This window comes from Bacillus sp. ok061, assembly GCF_900108285.1.
GTDB lineage: Bacteria > Bacillota > Bacilli > Bacillales > Bacillaceae_G > Bacillus_A > Bacillus_A thuringiensis_S.
The window spans coordinates 47,256-65,554 of sequence record NZ_FNUW01000031.1 but is presented as its reverse complement, the minus strand read 5'-3'; the positions used below and the strand labels follow the sequence as shown (position 1 = coordinate 65,554).

The following is an 18,299-nucleotide window of genomic DNA, read 5'->3' as shown; positions in this document are numbered from 1 at the left end:
TTTCTTACGATTAGTCAACCTGTATTTTTAGGTTTTTAATGGAGTAAATATCAGAAGGAACAAATACTTGTTATCATGCATACCAAAGATCCCCTAATATATACTCGTTTTTTTACTAGGGGTGAGATATGATGAATGAAACTATGATATTAGGCCGTTAACCGATAATCATAGTGTATATCATGTGTAATAAGGTGAAAGAGGAGCTTCAAGAACTTGTTTACACATGCAATGGACGCAACTTTATGACATTTGTTATAGGGTTGCGTTTTTAATTTATCGTAATACTCAGCAATGTGATTTTGTCCGTAACGTCGTTGTTTAATCATGTTCTTGATGATGAGGAAAAGGAGCTTCCGCAAATGTTTATTTCCACGTTTATTGATTTTATCTTAAAAAATGGTTTTACCTGATTGAAAACGGCGTATATTAATACCAGCAAATGCATTGAGTTGCTTGTTATTGTTAAAGCGAGTAATATCTCCTATTTCAGCTAACAAACGTATAGTCGTATTGGGGGACCTATTCCTAGAAAACTAAGAGTAATTGAATATTCTGTGCGACTTTCAGCTAATCGTACCATCTTCATGATACACTGTTCTCTTTGATGAAGGAGCTCCTGACAGCGTTTGGCGTACGATTTGAGTTGTTCAAATAAAACGTCATCCTGAAGTACGGCTGGATAAGAATACCTGGCAGCTTCAATTACTTCCATAGCTTTCTTTTCTGCTATGCGGATTGAGATGTTTTTATTGGTATTCTTACGAATCTGATTCTTCATAACCGTTTTTGAAAAGTTCTGAACAAAATCAGGGTGAGGGGATAACTGAACAAATTTTTAAAAAAATCCGACTTAGTTGTGAAAATCTGTTCCAATTCCGGAAATGTCAGCTGAATGACTTTATGCATCCGGCTACGAATCAAAGATAATTCGTCATCCAGTTCATTATAAAACCTTGAGAGTAATTCTACAGAAAGAATAGCGTATTTTTTCATTTTACGGAGCATTTCTTTTTATTAGCTTGATAGCGATATGGCGGTACCCCTATGAGACTTAAAGAGTCTTTATTTTGCACGATTTTATGTCTGTCTCAATAGACTCTAATCTATTGGAATTGTGAAATAATACACTTAAACTAACAAGTAAAAGAGTTGAAGAAAGATAAAGTCATTTATGATAAAATACAAGGATAAAATTATTAAATATTGCTAGATTTCTTAACTTAAATAAAAAAAGAAGGTATGCTAAATGTTTAAAAATCGACCGAAATTAGGTTACATAGTCAATTTAATAGTCACAGTTATTTGCATTTACATTTTTCCAATGTTTATTCTAAAAACCATCCGTTCTACGGATTCATTTTGGGATTGATCTTTGCCATAATAATTAATTCTCTTTTAGACGCGAAATGGAGCCCTGAACGAAAATTATATAATTAAAAAAGTGGAGATAAAATATTTAACGCTGAGCTATAAACAGGCGTAATTATAAAGTAAACATCTTTCTTTTTAAAGTAATAGGGGCTGTAGTTCATGCCCATCAAGCTAAGATTATATAAGTTAATTTCACGGGAGATTTTTTTCTTTTTTCTAAAGATCCCGTGTAATTTTTTTAAAAAATTGCATATCAAATAAACCCTATTGGGTTTCAATTTTTTAAATTACGCTACATGATTGTGAGACATAGAAAAGTTGTAGACGACGCCTAAGATATCAAAGACTGTTTTCTTCTCATATCTTGGTTTACAGAAGCGAAGCAGCCAGAACAAACTGTTTCTAATGGCGGTTATCAATACGTTAAATCAGGTGGTTTTGGCGTCGCATTGGTTCCTGAAGTATTAAATGCTATGACTGAACGTGTAACTAAAGGACAAGTTATTTCTGATCCATCAACTGGTATAGCGTACTTACAAACTGAAGTGTTGCCGAATGGCAAGCTCGATAAGATTACAGCTTGGATGGATGAAAGACCTGAAGGGAAATGGTTTTACAAGTATTTTAAGAAGTAAACAATGAAAGCCGTCCTGTTGGCGGCTTTTTTAAAATTTATATTCACCAATTCATCAAACTTAAATTCTGTAATAAGTCCAAATGCATCCGTACAATATACGGTTTTTAACATTGGTTCGATGTGTAGCACATTTATATACATGTTGCCAATGAATCCGTCTCTGTAAAACGAAAAAAGGATATCTTTCTGAAGTAAAGATACCCTTTTTGTATGAATTTCTTCTCGGTGTCATTTTTAATATATGTGACGTCAAGTAATCGTATAACCTCAAAATAAAATTAATTAGAATTCAATAAAAGGGTACATTTTTACTAAAATTGATCCCTGGAAAAATATAGGCCCTATAGGACAGGATACAAATCCTTTAAAAAATCATACAGTGTATGGAATCTAAAAAGGAAAGGGAGATGAGTATGTCTCAAGCGAATATTCCAAATATAACGCCCACAATAGCAATTACTCCAGGACAATCGATTTCTTTAATAGTGGCTTCAATTGCTCTTGAGGAACTGGCATTAGCCCATATTATTAATAGTGAGGCGGAGAAAATTCAATTTTTATTAGGAACATTATCTACTGGTGTTACTCCTCCGCCGACAACATTACCAGATTTATTAACGCTAAATAATAGTGTGCGTCAAACACTACAAACTGTTGTAAAGCAAGAAATGCTTTTACAATTCAAGTTAGAAAATGTATTAGATTTAGTTTCTAGTCCAGCTGCTAGCCCAGTTTCTAACCCTACAGAGTCAGTTCAAAATGATGACCCTTATTTTGAGTAAAACAGTATTTTTCCTGGTGTAAAATTATATTTTATTATGGTAAAGACTTATTATTATTTTTATTCATAGATCCACAAAAAGGTGCACATAAAGATTATGTATATGTTGGTAAACTGAAAAAGAGCATTCCTCTGGCGAGTGAGGAATGATCTTTTTTAACAGTACAAAGAAATACATCTCTAATTTGGTTTGCAATAGTATTATATGTAACATTCAGAAGTAATATGAACATGAAAAATAAAAAACCAGAGCACTTTTGACCAAGGAGCACTCTGGTTTCATGGTTTCTCTTGAACCATTTAATATATATGCAGAAAATTATCTTGTATAACTGAAAAGACAGAAAAAGCATTCCAGGATGATGATGAACTGGAATGCTTTTTCTGTATATAAAATGGCATCATATCAGGAGTAGTTTATTATATGCTATTAAAATAGACGATATTCAATAAAATAAGAAAGAGTATTCTCGGTTGGATGGAGGAATACTCTTTCTTTATAGAAAATAATAAAGACACTCCCCTTGGTTGAAAGTGTCTTTATATTTGGAGTGTTCCCAAGGACAGTACTAATATATGGTGAATCTTCTGCAAGTAGAACTATTTCTTGACTAATAAATCTTAATGCATTATATTTTTGAAGTAAACATTCCATTTTAACTAATTGAGAAAAATCCGCCTTTTTTCGAGAGGCGGATTTTTTATTTGTATGAACTTCTTGATTATAAATTTAATTTCATCCGTTGTAGCGTTATGCGGTGGACTGTTTATTATGGTTGGTAGCCAGGAATGTGGCTTCTCTCTTATTTCAAGGGCAGGGATCGGCTATATAGTGGTGCAAATGATTCTATTGTTTATGCGATTACTTGTAGAAATTGCTAAAGCTATTTAGTCCTACATATGTACGGCTTTTTCTTTGCAGGAATTTCTTAATCATCATGGAATACTGTCACTAGGAGGTGTTGTGACGTTATGACGGACGAAATTGTTTATTCGGCTAGTGAAGTATACAAACGACTAGGAATAAGTGATAGCACCCTTAGAAAGTACATGGAAGTTTTGCAACGAGAGGGATTTGTTGTAAAAAAAGATAGCCGTGGTAGACGCCAATACACAGACAGTGACATTATGGTTATTGAGAAATTAATTGAACTGAGTAAGCATGACGGTATGACGCTAGAGAAGGCAGCGAAGATGATTGCACAGCAAATAGAAAAAGTTAATCTGGATCTGATTCATGAAGAGTCTGAGGAAACTGACTTAGTGCCATTCCACATTAAACAGCAACTACAGGAACAGTACGGCGTTATGGCGCAAAAAATGAATCAGAGTATGTTAGCGATGGAGAAGCGATTGAGTGAGCAAGCGAAGCAAAGTAACGAGGAAATTAAAGTGAGCATAGAGCAGCATAATGAAAGAGTAGAAAAACGATTGGAAGCACGAGATGAGGCGTTGATGAAGATACTTCGTGAGATGCAGGAATTTCGTGATGAAGTTGCTGCTGCTGCGAAAAAGAAGAAAAAGCCGTGGTGGCGGTTCTGGTGAGGGATTTTTAACAAACTACGAAAAAGTAGAAAAGTATACATTTAAGAGCGATTGGAATGTCACATTTACGGAAAACTTATTGCTATTTTTCTATGTTCTTCTACTATGTTTAAGATGCGACAGTTGATTTTACAAAAGAAACAAAAAGAATTAAGCGAATATAAAACCATTGGAATGATACAAGATCATCTATCCATCTTATATCAGGCTATACAACAAACCACTCAAGAAATAACAAAAATCTTGTGCCGTCTATTCAGCCTCTTACTGAAAAATGGACGTAAATCTCACAGATATGAGAAGAAAACAGTCTTTGATATCCTGGGTATTATTTATGAGTATAGTGGATTGGAAAAACAAAAGAAAATTGCATAATTTTTAAAATTAGGTTGATTGAGGTTTATTTGGTATGCTCATTTTTAAGGACACAAAATACTTTAAGAGTTTTTCCGTTCATATGGACGAAAGTTCATTTTGTTTGGATTCTTAAGTTGATGGGCATGTATGGTGACCCCTATTAGGAGGTCGCCAGAATAATTTTAGCGAATTTTTGGGAAACCCTTTTGGGCACAATTGGTGCTGTTATAATGGTTGTACAATACTTTAGGAGGTTTGGATGCCATGACGGAAAATGAGAAGAAGTTGCTGGAACAGATATATGAAATGGATAAGGACGTAAGAGAGTTAGCAAGTAGTGTAAAGGAATTAAAGGGCGATGTGAAAGAGTTTCGTAATGGGGTAACTGATTTTAGCAATGAAATGAAGGGGTTTTATTCTGAGTTTCGTAACAACGAAAAAGAAATTATAGGGGGGCTAGATGCATGGAAACAGAAAAGGAATTAGCAAAACAGATTCTAGAAAAGTTAAAAGAAATGAATACTAAGTTAGCTAGTATAGAGGATAGTTTAGATAAATCGGACAGTAAAATGGATAAGTTAAATGGGGGAGCCTCAAAATCAGTAGAAAGTGGGGTTTGTGTAGTAATGGAACAGAATCACGAAATAAGTATTAGTGGACATCATTTTTACTAGAAAGTATCAACCTTGATGTCTAAATGATTAAAATTGTATCAATAACGATAGTATGCAAATTAGGGAAAAAGGTTGGCGCCATAAAATATCCTTTGTGTCTTTCTGAAACGCTCACGAATTAGGAGCGCGCTTCGAAAGTAGCTAATAAAGTGTACATAATATCCGGAATTTAGATGTTATTGCCCAGTATGAGTAGTTCTTGAAAAATAGACTACGACTGGACTATTCGTGTTTCTTATTTAAATGTCCGCTAATACTTATTGCGTGATTTGGTTCCATTGCTACATATACCCCGATAACACCAACATCCAAAATAGCAATATGTTATATATCTTGTTACAATAAAAGGGAAACGAGTCATTACCCTATAACAAAAGAGACCTCAAAAATGAGGTCTCTTTTGTTTGTATCAATTAAAAATGATCAGCATGTGAGTATTGTATAATTTCTTCCTTTTTTAGAGCATGTTGTTTATCACCTGTATTGTTAATAAATGATAATGCTATAACTAATCCTAATGTCGCTAACACAAGCTTCTTCATTATTTTAACGCCCCTTTGCTTAGTAATTTTTGTTTCGCTTTGTAACATACATCGAAATAATCACTAACTTTTTCATGCTCATTCAATTTGCGGAAGCGAACCGCTAATACTTCTGCATATTCTTCTACGAAATCCCATAAACCCTGCTTTTTGAAGTAAGAAATACTTTTCTTCACTTCTTCTTCTAAGAGTTTAATTGCTTCATCTTCATTAAGAGAACGTAAAATATTGAAATGATATACATACTCTTCATTTCCTAATTCCATACAAACTGCTAATCCTTTTTCAATAAGTTCTTTTGCAATATTTGTTTCTCTTAGCTTATAGTGTTCACGTGCTTGTAAAAACAATGCTTTAAAATGCGCTGGATTCTTCTCTGTCACTTCTGATAAATGACGAATGGCTAATGTAGATAAGTTTTGAGTTGCATATAATAATCCTAGATTATGCCTTACTACTAAAATCAATTTTTCTTCATTATGTTTTTGCAAAAGGTCAATTGAACGATTCAAATGTTCTTCCGCTTTTTCAAATTGCTTTAAGAATATACAAGCTGTCCCTAATGTGTTCTCGCACGAAGCAACTTTCACCTCATATCCAGCATGCCTTTCAAAGATTTCCTTTGCTTTATTGGCGTATTCAATAGATATTAACATACTAGGCCTCACCATACCATTTCGGGAAAATTGTACGTCTAGACACAATTTGGACACATTCGAAGCATTTCCTGTACGCTAAGAGACATCTGTCCAGAAAACCTTATGTTTATGAACAGATGTTAAAACTCAATAATATCAACATTTTCTAGCCATAATCATGTTCATAAAGTGTGTAAATAAATCAATGTTCAATTAATCTTAGTTTTTTATCTTTTTGAACATGTAATTGTTTCTAAAAAGGTTGTAACACCAAGGGTTAGTATCTCTTAGCGTACAATTTTCCCAGAATGATATGGTGACCCCTATTTGCCATCGGAGGGAGTAAAAGTCATGTATTTGTTCCATCGGAACAATCTCCCAAGGAGTATTCGTAACATATATGTTTATACCAGTTAATCGTTTGCTTTTCTCTGAATATGTAATTCCTTTTTTACTTTCTGTATAGCTTTGTTTTGTCCTACGTTCCTGTAATTGTTTTTCTGTTAATCGATAGATAACCACTCTTGAAAATAGTTTTTGGTCCTTTCCAATATACGCTTCTTTTATTTCATACGTTTGTCCTGGTTTTAACGTGTTCATCAGGTACTCTAAATCAACTTGGGTATACTGTGATTGTTTTTTTACTGTCCCATTTCAAAAGTATTCGGGAGACGGATTTTTCATATACACCGTATGGTTTAATTTCAGTCTTGATATATAGTACACACCACGTTGATCCATTTGATCTAAGTCTTCCAATGAAAAATAACCTAGATCACGAATACAGAAATCTCCTGGTCGTAAGGTAACTAAACATTCTGTACCAAAGGTTTTATCATTATTCTTTCCTGGTCCTACTTGAAAGTTTAGAAACTGTCCACTGTGTAAGTCGTATTCTAATTGAATCTTTATACCCGATGTTTGTGCACAACCACCTGACCCAGGATATGCATGAGCTAAATGTTTTTGTACTTGGAAAATCGTCGCATCTAAAATACGAATTCGTTGAAAGTACATAAACGTCGCGCTTGAAATGGCAGATGTTTCACAAAGTTTACTTTTCCATAATACAGAAAAAATATATTTCAAAAACTCAACAGCTTTCCCATCAAAGCGCTTATTAAGTCCTTCTGGACTCATCAGGGTGCCTGTGGCTGCGTGTAATTGGCTACATAATCTAACAAGGGAATTGCTCGCTGTACGTTGACTTACCCAGATACAAATAGTAGCTAATTCATTTCCTTAGAATTTCCGTTTTCTTTTTACAAACCCTTATTCTTTTGCGAGTTTGTCTAAAAGAGAAGGGGTTAAATGATGGTACAGTTCTTCAGAAAATAGTTGTAATTCATCTTGAATCGAAAGATTCATAAAAAAACGTCACCCTTTCCTATGATTCTACAGAAAGAATAACGTTTTTTTCGTTTTATAGATACAATTTCTCTTTAGTTTGATGGGCATGGTGTGAAGTGATAATAAAGTTGTTTCTATAGTGTTTAAAGAAATGAAAGTATGATTTTAATGAAATACATGCTATTGATTTCATGTTATTATCTTGCTGTATTTATTTTCTTATTCGTACAACTATCCCCTTATTCACTTTTAATAAATCTTCAACTGTTATTTTCACTAAAGAATTAGGTGAACCTCCTCCAGTAAATACATAAGTCAATTCTGTTACTCTAGGATCAATTAAAAATTCAGCTCGATACCCAAAGGAAGGGACACCTCCTGCTGGATAACCGGTTCCTTCTAATACCTCATTTTCCGTTGCTAACCGTGGTCTTGCTATATTTAATGCCTTACTTACTCTAGATGTACTGGCACGATCTTCCCCTTTTACAATTGCTACAATTAAATTTCCATTCTGATCCATCATACAAATATTTTTTACAAATTCTTCTTTATACGCATTAACAGCTTTAGCTGCTTCCTCAACAGAATGACAAGATTCGTTCAAAATTAAATGTTCCGCATTAATCTTAGTTTCATTTAAATATTCTTTTATTTTTAAATCATATGGACTCATTTCAATTTACTCTCCTTTACTTAACCTTACTAACTACCTATTCGAAAATAATGCTTGTTTCCCTGCATAAAAGGCAAATTAACTCTATAGGGGTACCTCCAATGCCTATTAAGCTAAAATTTTATAGTACCCCCAGTACGAAATTTTGTACTAACTTATAACAAAGAAGCTCATTTTCTCGTTTTGGGGTAATTCTAAATCCTTAAGTTGATGGGCATGTATGGTGAACCCTATTAGTGGTCCTAATCTTATGTATCAAGGTCTTGTTTAGAAATAAATTAACTCCACGTTGGCAATACATGCTATGGATGGTATTAATTATAAGACTTGTTTTACCTTATTCGCCAGATAGTTCCTATAGTATTTATTCTGTTCTTACTTACAAGAATGATGATACATTCATTTCTAGCCGAAACCCTGTAACCAGTATTCTTACAAAAAAACGCATGAAGTAATTCGAATATACAGAAGGAACAAAATTGAATACTAAAGAAGATACAGATACCCCTAGTTCAGAACTAGCTGCTGAGGGAAACAAGGTGCAGATATACAATTATGAAAAGCAGAATGGCAAGAAGGTTTCATTTTATACAATCATTATCTACATTTGGCTTATTGGCGTTATCCTTTTAAGTGTTGCTACCATTTTAAACTAAGACACCAAAGTGGATACTTTCTAATTGAAATTAACACATTAATGATTCACCTAAAATATATTTAATAATCATATTTGTTATAAATTTTGATGTCACAAAATCATTAGGTGAATGGAAGTAACGAATTTCTTGAAATAACTGTATAAAAGTAGGTGTTTTCTTATTTGAAAAAGGTACTATTTTTTAGTTTTTGTTGTATATCTTGTTATGTATAGAAAAGATGAAAAATGAGCTCAAGGAAAGTATACTTATTATAAATAAACAATTCGAAAATGCATGTACATAACCTGTAAAAGAGGCCTTTTCTAAAGTAGTTTTTAAACTATTAGAGAATATGATGCTAATGCATACAACCGCTAAAGAATTAGCTAAATACATAAAAGTTGTGAACAGTCCTGAGGCAACTCCAATATAATTTTGAGGGATTTTGCTTAAAATGGTGTTCGCTAAAGGTGTTGTAGCAAATCCCAGTGCAAGTCCGTAGACAAATAAAAGCACTATATACTCTACAGTAAATAAATTATGCGCATCAATTAAAAGTAATTTAATGAGTATAAATGTACAAATACTCATTATCAGTGCACCAATTTTTAATACCATTAAGCCAAAGTGATTCACTATTTTGGAAGATAAGAGTGAAGTAATGAAGAAACCTAGACCAATCGGCAAGAAAATCAAGCTCATATCTGTCGTATGATAATGTAGGCCAAAGTGTAAAAAGTAGTTAAGGATAAAGAAAAATGAAAACATACTCATATAAATTGTCAGTACTGAACTAATTCCAATTACAAATAACCTATTTTTAAATACAGATAAATCTATAAGCGGTGATTGCTCATTCTTTTGTTTATTTCTTTCAATAAAGATAAAGAAGGTAAACACAAAAAATGATAGGATAAATATACTTATAATCCTAGGATTCCAACCATATTTTTGTACTTCAGATAATGGGTAAATAAATAATAATATACTTATCATTAATGAAATTGCGCCAGTCCAATCAATATGTTTTGAGTGTTCTCCTTTAGATTCAGGAATAATAGGTAGTAGTAAAAGTACTAGGATGCCGAATGGCACATTACATAAGAATACAGTACGCCAACTGCTATTAAATAGGTTCCAGTCGACTAATAATCCACCTAATATTAATCCAAAGGTGAAAGCAATTCCAATGACAGCACCATATAGACCGAAAGCAAGATTCTTTTCTTTTGATGGGAAAATAATTTGAATGATTGATAGAATTTGTGGCTGGATAAAAGCTGCTGACAAACCTTGTATAATTCTAATAGTAATTAAAGATAATGGATGTGAGCTAATTCCACCAATAAAAGCTGTAAGTGTAAACATAAATATACCGATCAATAATATTTTTCTTCTCCCGTATATATCACCAAGTTTACCACCAATTATTAGAGACGATGCCAGTCCAATCGAGTATCCAGAAAATATTAATTGTGCTTGTGAGAAATTAATGTGCAGTTCAGATTGCATAATGGGTAGTGCGATCTGAATCATATAGGTATTCAAAGAGATTAGTAGTGTTGGGAACAAAATAATTGCTAAATAAAACCATCTAAATGAAGAATACGCATTTGTTTTTTTTAAGCGAATCACATTCATAAATGCAGCTCCTTTATATAACTAATTTTTGCTTAATATAAAAACAAAACTTTTTATTTCTAAGTAATCATTTGACTGACAACTAGTCAAATGATTAAATAATGGAAGGAGGCGATAGAAACTATGACTAGAGTAACAAAAAGTGCATCAGACAGACGAAATGAAATATTAGATGTTACAGAATCCCTTTTCAAACAAACAGGTTATGAAAAAACCTCAACAACAGATATTACTCGAACACTAGGAGTAGCACAAGGCACATTGTATTATCATTTCAAATCAAAGGAAGCGTTAGTTAATGCATTAATTAATCGCCAACTAAAAAGTATAAAAAAACAATTTATTGAAGTAATTTATAATGATTCACTTTCTACTTACGAGAAAATTGCATGGGTCTTTGTGTATGAACTTGATGATCCAACAGGGCACATTGAGATTTTCAAATATTTACAACACGATAATAATGCGATTCTTCGTCAAATATTACATATACAGACGATTTGTCAATTTACACCAATTTTAACAGATTTAATTATTAAAGGTAATAAAGAGGGGATTTTTCATGTTGAAAATCCCACACTTACAGCAGAATTTTTCCTTTCAACAATTCACCATTGGGTAGATTCTTCATTATTCAAATGGACTCCAGAAGAGCGAATTGCAAGGGTTGTATCTATTCAACCAACATTTGAACATTTATTTGGTGTTCCAAGTGGGAAATTTGACTTACAACTTTTAAGGGAAACCGTGCAAGCTAAGTTTAGTTATTGAATAGCCTCTTTGTAATTGATATGAATTATCAATTACATTATATTATACATTTATGACTGACAGTCTGTCAAAAATATATGGTATTTGTTACGAAGTGCGATAATCTCTAATGGATTTGCAGCTTATAACGCTTCTGTCATTGATGATGCTCTGGTTAATAAAAATATAAATTATAAAATTTATCAGTTTGATAACTTAATTTCACAGAGTAGCAAAGGATGAACAATTTGAAAGAGCTATTATTCCCTCCAGACCAAAGAGAAATAGAATTACCACAAGACAATGAAAACGATACGTTTTTAAAAGTGGGAGCTGTAGATAGTAAATAAATTTTGAAAAAAAAACCTGTATTAATAATGCAGGACATTTCTTTTCTTATTTTCTTAAAGGAAATGTAACTTTGATTCAAATCTACAGTATTCGGTAAGTTTTTAATGTTTTTTCTTGCAAATCACTTTCTATTTGTTTTAGAATAAAAAAAGACCGAACGGTTTTTTAGGAGGATATTATGCGTAAAGGCGAATTAACTAAACAAAAGATTTTAGAACGTTCCTCTGAACTTTTTAATATTAAAGGGTATAGTGGTTCTTCGATGTCTGATATTATGCGTGAGACAGGATTAGAAAAAGGAGGGATATATCGGCATTTTAAAAGTAAAGATGATTTAGCGATTCAAGCTTTTCAATACGCTACTTCAAAATTGGGAGAGCGTTATATCGAAGAAATAAAAAATGCACCCAATACTATTGAAAAGTTAAAAGCATTCATTTCAGTATTTAAGTCTCTTTTCCATAAAGAACCATTTTCCGGAGGGTGCCCTATCATGAACGTAATGCTAGAAGCAGACGATTATCATCCTCATTTAGCAGAACAAGCAAAGATTGCAATGAATCAATTATTGGGAATTATTGAATGGATTATTACAAATGGAATAGAAAAAGGAGAGTTAAAGCCAGATACTCAAGCGAAACAAATTGCTATAATTTGGATTTCTTCCCTTGAAGGTGCACTTGCTTTATCACGATTGTATCAAGACATGGAGTATATTAATACTGTATCTTCTCAACTTTTTATTGAGTTAAAAAAATCACGGCCACATGAGCCGTGATTTTTACCGCGAATAAGAGACCGAACGGTTTCTTATGGAGAGGGGGGATATCTTTGATTATTAAAAAACTGTGATGTATTTATGCGGAATCATGGTAGAAGAACACACATAATCCAAGTTATTAAAAGGATTTTCTAAAATGATAACTTAACTGTGATATGTAATGAAGGGGGATGGGTATATGAAAGAGGTTGAAACAATCGTAATTGGTTCTGGTCCTGGAGGATATATTGCTGCTGTGCGTGCTGCTCAATTAGGACAAAAAGTAATCATTTTTGAAAAAGATAAGCTTGGAGGAGTTTGTTTAAATATTGGTTGTATTCCGTCTAAAGCTTTAATTACAGCTGCACATCGATACGAATCGATGAAACATTCTGGAGAAATTGGTATTTCAGCAGAAAATATCACAATTGATTTTTCTAAAGTACAAGAGTGGAAAGGGGATATTTTAAAACAATTAAATGAAAATATAAGACTCCTTTTAAAGGCAAACAAAGTAGATGTTGTCAAAGGAGAAGCATACTTTGTTGATACCAATATACTACGTGTAATGGATGGAAATTCCGTTCAAACTTACACATTTAAAAATGCAATTATTGGTACTGGATCTAGACCTGTAGAGATTCCAGGTTTTAATTATACAAAACGAGTAATTGATTCAACTGGTGCATTAAATCTACCTGAATTACCACGAAAATTAGTGATTATTGGTGGTGGAGTTATTGGTGTTGAACTTGGTACTGCATATACTAATTTTGGAACGAAAGTAACTATCCTTGAAGGCAGTTCAGAACTATTGACTGGAAGTTTTGAAAAGCAAATGACTACAATCATATCCAACAAATTAATGAAAAAAGGTACGGGAATTGTGACAAATGCTATTGCAAAAGGTGTGGAAGAAAAAGAAAACGGAGTAATTGTAACATATGAAACGAACGGTGAAGAAAAAAATATTGAAGCTGATTATGTATTAGTAACAGTTGGACGTCGTCCTAACACGGATGGACTTGGTTTGGAAAACGTTGGAGTTAAAATAACTGATCATGGTCTTGTTAAAGTTGATAAACAATGCCGTACAAATGTCTCTAACATTTATGCGATTGGCGATATTATCCCGGGCCCACAATTAGCACATAAAGCCTCATACGAGGGGAAAATTGCTGCAGAAGCAATTGCTGGTCATTCTTCTGAAATAGATTATCTTGGAATTCCTTTAATTGTATTCTCAGAACCGGAGTTAGCTACTGTTGGTTATAATGAGAAACAGGCGAAGGATGAAGGTATTGATATAGTTACTGCTAAATTCTCATTCGCAGTTAATGGTCGTGCACTTGTACTAAATAGTGCTGAAGGTTTCTTAAAGCTTTTAACTCGTAAAGATAATGGCTTAGTGATTGGTGGGCAAATTGTAGGTGTAAATGCGTCTGATATAATTGCGGAGATTGGTCTTGCCATTGAGTCAGGGATGACAGTGGAAGATATCGCCATGACAATCCATGCACATCCAACATTAGGTGAAATTACTATGGAAGCCGCTGAAGCATTACTCTATAAATTAAAAATATAAAGATTTGATAGTTTTGCCGTCTTAGTAATTTTTAATAATAATTTTTTTGTTAAGAAAAACAATTGAGAGGAGAATATGTATGAATCAATTTACTAATTCAACTTTGAAAGGTGAGAACTATAGTGCGATTCAAGTAGGGGAATGGAATGATCTACTCCAGTATAAAAACACTAATCCATTTGATGTTCCTGGAAAAGTGTTTCTCAAAGATATATTACAATGCACAGGGATGGAAGTCTCTCTTAATGTTTTTCCTTCAGGTGTTTCAATGCCTTTCTATCATAAGCATAAGGAAAATGAGGAACTTTATATATTTGTAAAGGGAAAAGGACAATTTAAGATTGATGATGAAATTCTTGAAATAAAAGAAGGTACTGTGATTAGAGTAGCTCAGAAAGGAGAACGAATCTGGCGTAATAATTCAAAGGAGCCCCTTTACTTCATCTGTATTCAAGCCAAGACGAATACAATGGAAGGAAGTAACGTTGATGATGGAATCACTTTAGATAAATCTATTAAATGGTAAAAAATAGGCATGGTTTTAATACAAAGATAAACCTGAGTTTATTTTATCCTCAAGAGATTTATCATTCCATGGGTCGTATAAACGTAAGATAGGTGGGGAAATAAAGTGGAAAATAGTAAATTAATAGTGCACTGTAAACAAGGTAAGTTAGCCGGAACTTTAGAAAATATGGCTTTAGCACTCTATAATATTCCTTACGGTTCTGATCAAGGAAGATTTATGCCAGTTGGAGAACCTGATAAATGGAGTGGATCTAGAGATGCAACTAAACCTGGATCTATATTTCCTCAATCACCTAGTAGACTTGCTAGTATTATGGGTACAAAAAAAGAAGAATGGAATCAAAAGGAAAGTTCCTTCACTTTAAATATCTGGACAAAAGATAAAAATGAAAAACGACCTGTCGTTTTTTGGATTCATGGTGGTGGTTGGGTGACTGGTGGTGGTTCCTTGCCTTGGTATAACGGAAGTGAATTGGCTTCACGCGGAGATGTGGTTGTTGTTACTGTCAATTACCGATTAGGAGCTTTAGGGAATTTATTTCTACCTGGCATATCTGAAGGAAACCTTGCATTAAAAGATTTAATAGCTTCTTTAAATTGGGTAAAGAAAAACATTAAATTTTTTGGTGGGGACCCTGATCAAATCACTATAGCAGGACAATCGGCTGGTGCATGGTATACTGTAGCATTGATGGCCTGCGAAAAGGTAAAAGGTATGTTTAACCGTGCAGCAATATTTAGTTTTCCTGGTGGGATTAAGGCCCTAAATGAAAATTCTTCACTAGAACTATCTAATTTACTATTAGAAAGATTAGGAATTAATGAAAGTACTAAGGAACAAATTTTAGACGTGCCAATTGACAAAATGCTTTCATCGCAAGCAGAGGTTTTTACAATAATACAACGTAGAAACAATGAGTTGGTATCCTCCCCCTTCTTACCCATGGTAGACGGCGTGTTACTAAAAGGAGATATCATTAGTGAAGCGGTTCGAATTTCTGGTGGTAAAGTAAATGTTATAGCTGGTATTACAGCTGAGGAAACATCAGCATTTTTTCATCAGACTGATATGAGGAATAAAGATAACTATTTTGAACTTATAGATACAAGTTCGAATGCGATTTTTGGTTTACCAACCAATTTGTTAATATACAATCTAAATAAAGTCGGTAGTGAAACCTATGGTTTTAAATTTAAATATCCTTCACCTAATTCTAATTTGTTAGCTTGCCATTGTATTGATTTGCCATTTGTATTTGGAAATTTCAAAAAGTGGGATGATTCGCCAATGCTCGAGGATATAAATTTAACAGAAGCTCATAATTTATCAGAACAAGTCCAAGGATACCTACTAAGGTTTTTCAAGAACGGTTCACCTAATGAAAATAATTTATATTGGCCTAAGTATAAAGGCACTCAAAGAAATGTACTTATTTTTGATAAGGAATTAAAGATTGAAGAATCCTTCTAAAAAATTACATTTCAAAAGGTTTTTAAATACTGTCTTGTATAGGGAGACAATGGGAATTAAAGATTTAGAGAGAAAAATTATCTCTCCTTTTTATTAAAACCAAGAGTTGAATAATCACATAGGAATTTAACTTAAATATACGCGAACTCTAGTGGAATTGATAAATGTATTTGCCAACAAAACAAAGAAATACTAATCTTATGAGGAATGGAAAGTGGGCACTCAATAGGGATGTGCCTATTTTTCTTGTCTAATACCTTATCTAAGTCCTTTCACAATTTCATCTCAATACTATATGAAAATTCATTACACGGAATAAAGCAATTAACTTTAATAATCTACCGTTTGTTGCACAAAAGACATTAGGTCCTACTGTTGGCACAACAGATCATAGCATACAACAAAACGACTAATTCATAAAAAGGGGTAGTTAATTATGAAGAGATTATGGGAACAAGATTATCAAATAGCTGAGGCAATGGGGACAGTGTGGACTAATAAGTATGCTGAAGGGTATCCAGGAAAGAGATACTATGGTGGATGTAGACAATGTAGAGAACTTAGCTATTGAGCGGGCAAAGCAATTATTGGGAGTAGATCATGCGAATGTACACCCACACTCCGAGGCACAAGCAAATATGGCCGTCTACACTGCTTGTCTGAAACCTGTTGATACACCATATCCATCAACTTAAAGTATATGTTTATACAAAGGCATATCTTTCTATGTAGTTTTTTATTATCTTTTATAGATATCATAAAAGTAGGCATATCAAATAAAACCTGATGGATTTCAATTTTTTTACTATAACTATGCTACCTGATGAATGGAAGTGGTATACTCATAAACAACACCCAAAACATACTAAAAATACCATGAACGGTCATTATTAATTATCGACAGATAATTAAAAGGAATTGGTGGAAGAAAAAAAGCTGACAAAATGCCAATCTTTTTTGTCTTTAGAGTATAAAACCTTGTTGATGAATTGAAAATTATTAAAATTTATCACACATGAATTATTGAACAATTAGCCTTGAATAAAAGAAGCTTTTAATTAGCTGTGATACCTGACAAACTTGCTCCTCGAGAAGGAAATGCCCGCCGCAAAGAAGATGGGGTTCCACATTGTACAGCTCCTTGCTAAAGGCAACAGCACCATTCAACGTGAAAATAAAATCATTTTTCCCCAGATAACTATCGCTGGGGGCTGCTTCATGCGCAGATACTGCTGCCAAACGGGATATTGCTCTATATTTTTTCGATAATCGTAGGCAAGTTCCAATTGAATTTGAGCATTTCCCAGGCGGTCCAATAAGAGCTGATCCATTAAATAGCTGTCCGAGCTGATCAGATTCTGGGAGCAAGCACCGGTTAGATACTGCTTCTTTGTGAAATCAAAGGTGAGCAGGGCTCCCAATGCTGCTTCAGTTTTGGGATTTCTGTCTTTCCATAACAAGAGAAATGTTATGGAGCGTGTATGTAAATTCATCAGGAGCAGGCAGGCTACTGTTTCCAAAGCCGGGATAATCAGGTGCAATGACATAAAACTGGTCAGACAAAAGAGGAATTAGGTCCCGGAACATATGGGAAGAGCTCGGAAAACCATGGAGCAGCACAATCGCTGGATTTCTGCGGCTTCCTGCTTCCCGGTAAAAAATACGCAGGCTATCAATTGTAGCAATGTGGTAACTTACCATCTATACATCTCCTCTCAGCCTTTAGTGGCCCTATATCTTTTTGTATGCAGATAGGGAGGTATTTAACATTTTTTTCGTTACTCCATTTTTAATTATTTTATCATGTTCTATTGAAACTAGATTCCCGTTAATTGAATAACTCTTTTCAAGAATATGGTCCTTTAGTGGAGTAACTTTATTGCTACTCAACAGTTCCTTAATCCGGCTTTCAGTTCAGATCTTCTTTTCGCTATAAAAACATCCCTTTAGATAAACAGATCCAACGCGGCATTAAAAATATTCTTCAAATCCTGGAACCAT

General features: G+C 33.5%; 15 protein-coding genes and 8 pseudogenes. 14 read left to right on the top strand and 9 right to left on the bottom strand.

All coding sequences use genetic code 11. From position 1 onward, the window contains the following. Positions 1-149 precede the first annotated feature (149 nt). Positions 150-972, bottom strand: a pseudogene (locus C4S65_RS28030) (transposase); the annotation flags it as partial. Between the two features lie 761 nt (positions 973-1,733). Between C4S65_RS28030 and C4S65_RS28025 the strand changes: the two are divergent. After that, positions 1,734-2,009: pseudogene (locus C4S65_RS28025) on the top strand (N-acetylmuramoyl-L-alanine amidase C-terminal domain-containing protein); the annotation flags it as partial. Here C4S65_RS28025 and C4S65_RS34935 read toward each other — a convergent pair. Further along, positions 1,988-2,203: pseudogene (locus C4S65_RS34935) on the bottom strand (YolD-like family protein); the annotation flags it as partial. The pseudogenes C4S65_RS28025 and C4S65_RS34935 sit on opposite strands and share 22 nt — an antisense overlap. A gap of 221 nt (positions 2,204-2,424) precedes the next feature. On the opposite strand from C4S65_RS34935, the gene C4S65_RS28015 reads away from it, so the two are divergent. The 6 genes and pseudogenes from C4S65_RS28015 (at position 2,425) to C4S65_RS27990 (ending at position 5,368) form a co-directional block, all read left to right on the top strand. Continuing rightward, positions 2,425-2,793 carry a hypothetical protein gene (locus C4S65_RS28015; protein WP_103945691.1) on the top strand — a complete coding sequence of 123 codons (369 nt, stop codon included), beginning with the start codon at positions 2,425-2,427 and terminating at the stop codon, positions 2,791-2,793. A 708-nt stretch (positions 2,794-3,501) separates the two neighbouring features. Beyond that, complete coding sequence (locus C4S65_RS28010; RefSeq protein WP_103945690.1) at positions 3,502-3,684, top strand: hypothetical protein; 183 nt, start codon at positions 3,502-3,504, stop codon at positions 3,682-3,684. A gap of 80 nt (positions 3,685-3,764) precedes the next feature. Beyond that, positions 3,765-4,337, top strand: coding sequence for a MerR family transcriptional regulator (locus C4S65_RS28005; protein WP_103945689.1), 573 nt, complete (start codon positions 3,765-3,767; stop codon positions 4,335-4,337). Between the two features lie 45 nt (positions 4,338-4,382). Further along, positions 4,383-4,712, top strand: a pseudogene (locus C4S65_RS28000) (IS4 family transposase); the annotation flags it as partial. A 246-nt stretch (positions 4,713-4,958) separates the two neighbouring features. Then, on the top strand, positions 4,959-5,180 hold the full coding sequence (locus C4S65_RS27995; protein WP_103945688.1) for a hypothetical protein: 222 nt from the start codon (positions 4,959-4,961) through the stop codon (positions 5,178-5,180). Then, positions 5,159-5,368, top strand: coding sequence for a hypothetical protein (locus C4S65_RS27990; RefSeq protein ID WP_103945687.1), 210 nt, complete (start codon positions 5,159-5,161; stop codon positions 5,366-5,368). The genes C4S65_RS27995 and C4S65_RS27990 overlap by 22 nt, the downstream gene beginning before the upstream one ends. A 413-nt stretch (positions 5,369-5,781) precedes the next feature. Here the strand turns inward: C4S65_RS27990 and C4S65_RS35440 are convergent, their stop codons facing one another. From C4S65_RS35440 to C4S65_RS27975, 4 genes and pseudogenes are all read right to left on the bottom strand, one after another. Further along, positions 5,782-5,910: a hypothetical protein gene (locus tag C4S65_RS35440; RefSeq protein ID WP_255447017.1), complete on the bottom strand. Its 129-nt coding sequence runs from the start codon at positions 5,908-5,910 to the stop codon at positions 5,782-5,784. Further along, positions 5,910-6,569, bottom strand: a pseudogene (locus tag C4S65_RS27985) (tetratricopeptide repeat protein); the annotation flags it as partial. The pseudogene C4S65_RS27985 and the gene C4S65_RS35440, both read right to left, overlap by 1 nt. Before the next feature lie 198 nt (positions 6,570-6,767). Continuing rightward, positions 6,768-7,916: pseudogene (locus C4S65_RS27980) on the bottom strand (IS4 family transposase). A 193-nt stretch (positions 7,917-8,109) separates the two neighbouring features. Then, complete coding sequence (locus C4S65_RS27975) at positions 8,110-8,574, bottom strand: YbaK/EbsC family protein (protein ID WP_001992140.1); 465 nt, start codon at positions 8,572-8,574, stop codon at positions 8,110-8,112. A 227-nt stretch (positions 8,575-8,801) separates the two neighbouring features. Between C4S65_RS27975 and C4S65_RS27970 the strand changes: the two are divergent. Continuing rightward, positions 8,802-9,218 (top strand): annotated as a pseudogene (locus tag C4S65_RS27970) (M56 family metallopeptidase); the annotation flags it as partial. A 195-nt stretch (positions 9,219-9,413) separates the two neighbouring features. Here the strand turns inward: C4S65_RS27970 and C4S65_RS27965 are convergent. Next, on the bottom strand, positions 9,414-10,853 hold the full coding sequence (locus C4S65_RS27965) for an MFS transporter (RefSeq protein WP_103945686.1): 1,440 nt from the start codon (positions 10,851-10,853) through the stop codon (positions 9,414-9,416). 123 nt (positions 10,854-10,976) lie between these two features. Here C4S65_RS27965 and C4S65_RS27960 point away from each other — a divergent pair, with 123 nt between their 5' ends. The 6 genes and pseudogenes from C4S65_RS27960 to C4S65_RS35435 form a co-directional block, all read left to right on the top strand. Continuing rightward, positions 10,977-11,624, top strand: coding sequence for a TetR/AcrR family transcriptional regulator (locus C4S65_RS27960; RefSeq protein ID WP_103945685.1), 648 nt, complete (start codon positions 10,977-10,979; stop codon positions 11,622-11,624). Between the two features lie 508 nt (positions 11,625-12,132). Then, positions 12,133-12,732, top strand: a complete 600-nt coding sequence (locus C4S65_RS27955) for a TetR/AcrR family transcriptional regulator (RefSeq protein WP_103945684.1) — start codon at positions 12,133-12,135, stop codon at positions 12,730-12,732. A gap of 181 nt (positions 12,733-12,913) precedes the next feature. Next, a complete protein-coding gene (gene lpdA / locus C4S65_RS27950; RefSeq protein WP_258043893.1) occupies positions 12,914-14,299 on the top strand; it encodes a dihydrolipoyl dehydrogenase in 1,386 nt (461 codons plus the stop codon). Positions 14,300-14,378: 79 nt separating this feature from the next. Then, a complete protein-coding gene (locus C4S65_RS27945) occupies positions 14,379-14,825 on the top strand; it encodes a cupin domain-containing protein (RefSeq protein WP_103945682.1) in 447 nt (148 codons plus the stop codon). 105 nt (positions 14,826-14,930) lie between these two features. Then, positions 14,931-16,298 (top strand): carboxylesterase family protein, encoded by a 1,368-nt coding sequence (locus C4S65_RS27940; RefSeq protein ID WP_103945681.1) that lies wholly within the window; start codon positions 14,931-14,933, stop codon positions 16,296-16,298. A gap of 463 nt (positions 16,299-16,761) precedes the next feature. Further along, positions 16,762-16,975, top strand: a pseudogene (locus tag C4S65_RS35435) (serine hydroxymethyltransferase); the annotation flags it as partial. Between the two features lie 343 nt (positions 16,976-17,318). Here C4S65_RS35435 and C4S65_RS35430 read toward each other — a convergent pair. After that, positions 17,319-17,537: a hypothetical protein gene (locus C4S65_RS35430; protein WP_258043892.1), complete on the bottom strand. Its 219-nt coding sequence runs from the start codon at positions 17,535-17,537 to the stop codon at positions 17,319-17,321. A gap of 189 nt (positions 17,538-17,726) precedes the next feature. Beyond that, a complete protein-coding gene (locus C4S65_RS35425; protein WP_258043891.1) occupies positions 17,727-17,999 on the bottom strand; it encodes an alpha/beta fold hydrolase in 273 nt (90 codons plus the stop codon). Positions 18,000-18,299: the final 300 nt, after the last annotated feature.

What these genes read in the sequence shown, in the direction of transcription:
- C4S65_RS28015 (WP_103945691.1), top strand. Translation starts at nt 2,425, where the DNA reads ATGTCTCAAGCGAATATTCCAAATATAACGCCCACAATAGCAATTACT.
- C4S65_RS28010 (WP_103945690.1), top strand. Translation starts at nt 3,502, where the DNA reads ATGAACTTCTTGATTATAAATTTAATTTCATCCGTTGTAGCGTTATGC.
- C4S65_RS28005 (WP_103945689.1), top strand. Translation starts at nt 3,765, where the DNA reads ATGACGGACGAAATTGTTTATTCGGCTAGTGAAGTATACAAACGACTA.
- C4S65_RS27995 (WP_103945688.1), top strand. Translation starts at nt 4,959, where the DNA reads ATGACGGAAAATGAGAAGAAGTTGCTGGAACAGATATATGAAATGGAT.
- C4S65_RS27990 (WP_103945687.1), top strand. Translation starts at nt 5,159, where the DNA reads ATGGAAACAGAAAAGGAATTAGCAAAACAGATTCTAGAAAAGTTAAAA.
- C4S65_RS35440 (WP_255447017.1), bottom strand. Translation starts at nt 5,910, where the DNA reads ATGAAGAAGCTTGTGTTAGCGACATTAGGATTAGTTATAGCATTATCA.
- C4S65_RS27975 (WP_001992140.1), bottom strand. Translation starts at nt 8,574, where the DNA reads ATGAGTCCATATGATTTAAAAATAAAAGAATATTTAAATGAAACTAAG.
- C4S65_RS27965 (WP_103945686.1), bottom strand. Translation starts at nt 10,853, where the DNA reads ATGAATGTGATTCGCTTAAAAAAAACAAATGCGTATTCTTCATTTAGA.
- C4S65_RS27960 (WP_103945685.1), top strand. Translation starts at nt 10,977, where the DNA reads ATGACTAGAGTAACAAAAAGTGCATCAGACAGACGAAATGAAATATTA.
- C4S65_RS27955 (WP_103945684.1), top strand. Translation starts at nt 12,133, where the DNA reads ATGCGTAAAGGCGAATTAACTAAACAAAAGATTTTAGAACGTTCCTCT.
- lpdA (WP_258043893.1), top strand. Translation starts at nt 12,914, where the DNA reads ATGAAAGAGGTTGAAACAATCGTAATTGGTTCTGGTCCTGGAGGATAT.
- C4S65_RS27945 (WP_103945682.1), top strand. Translation starts at nt 14,379, where the DNA reads ATGAATCAATTTACTAATTCAACTTTGAAAGGTGAGAACTATAGTGCG.
- C4S65_RS35425 (WP_258043891.1), bottom strand. Translation starts at nt 17,999, where the DNA reads ATGGTAAGTTACCACATTGCTACAATTGATAGCCTGCGTATTTTTTAC.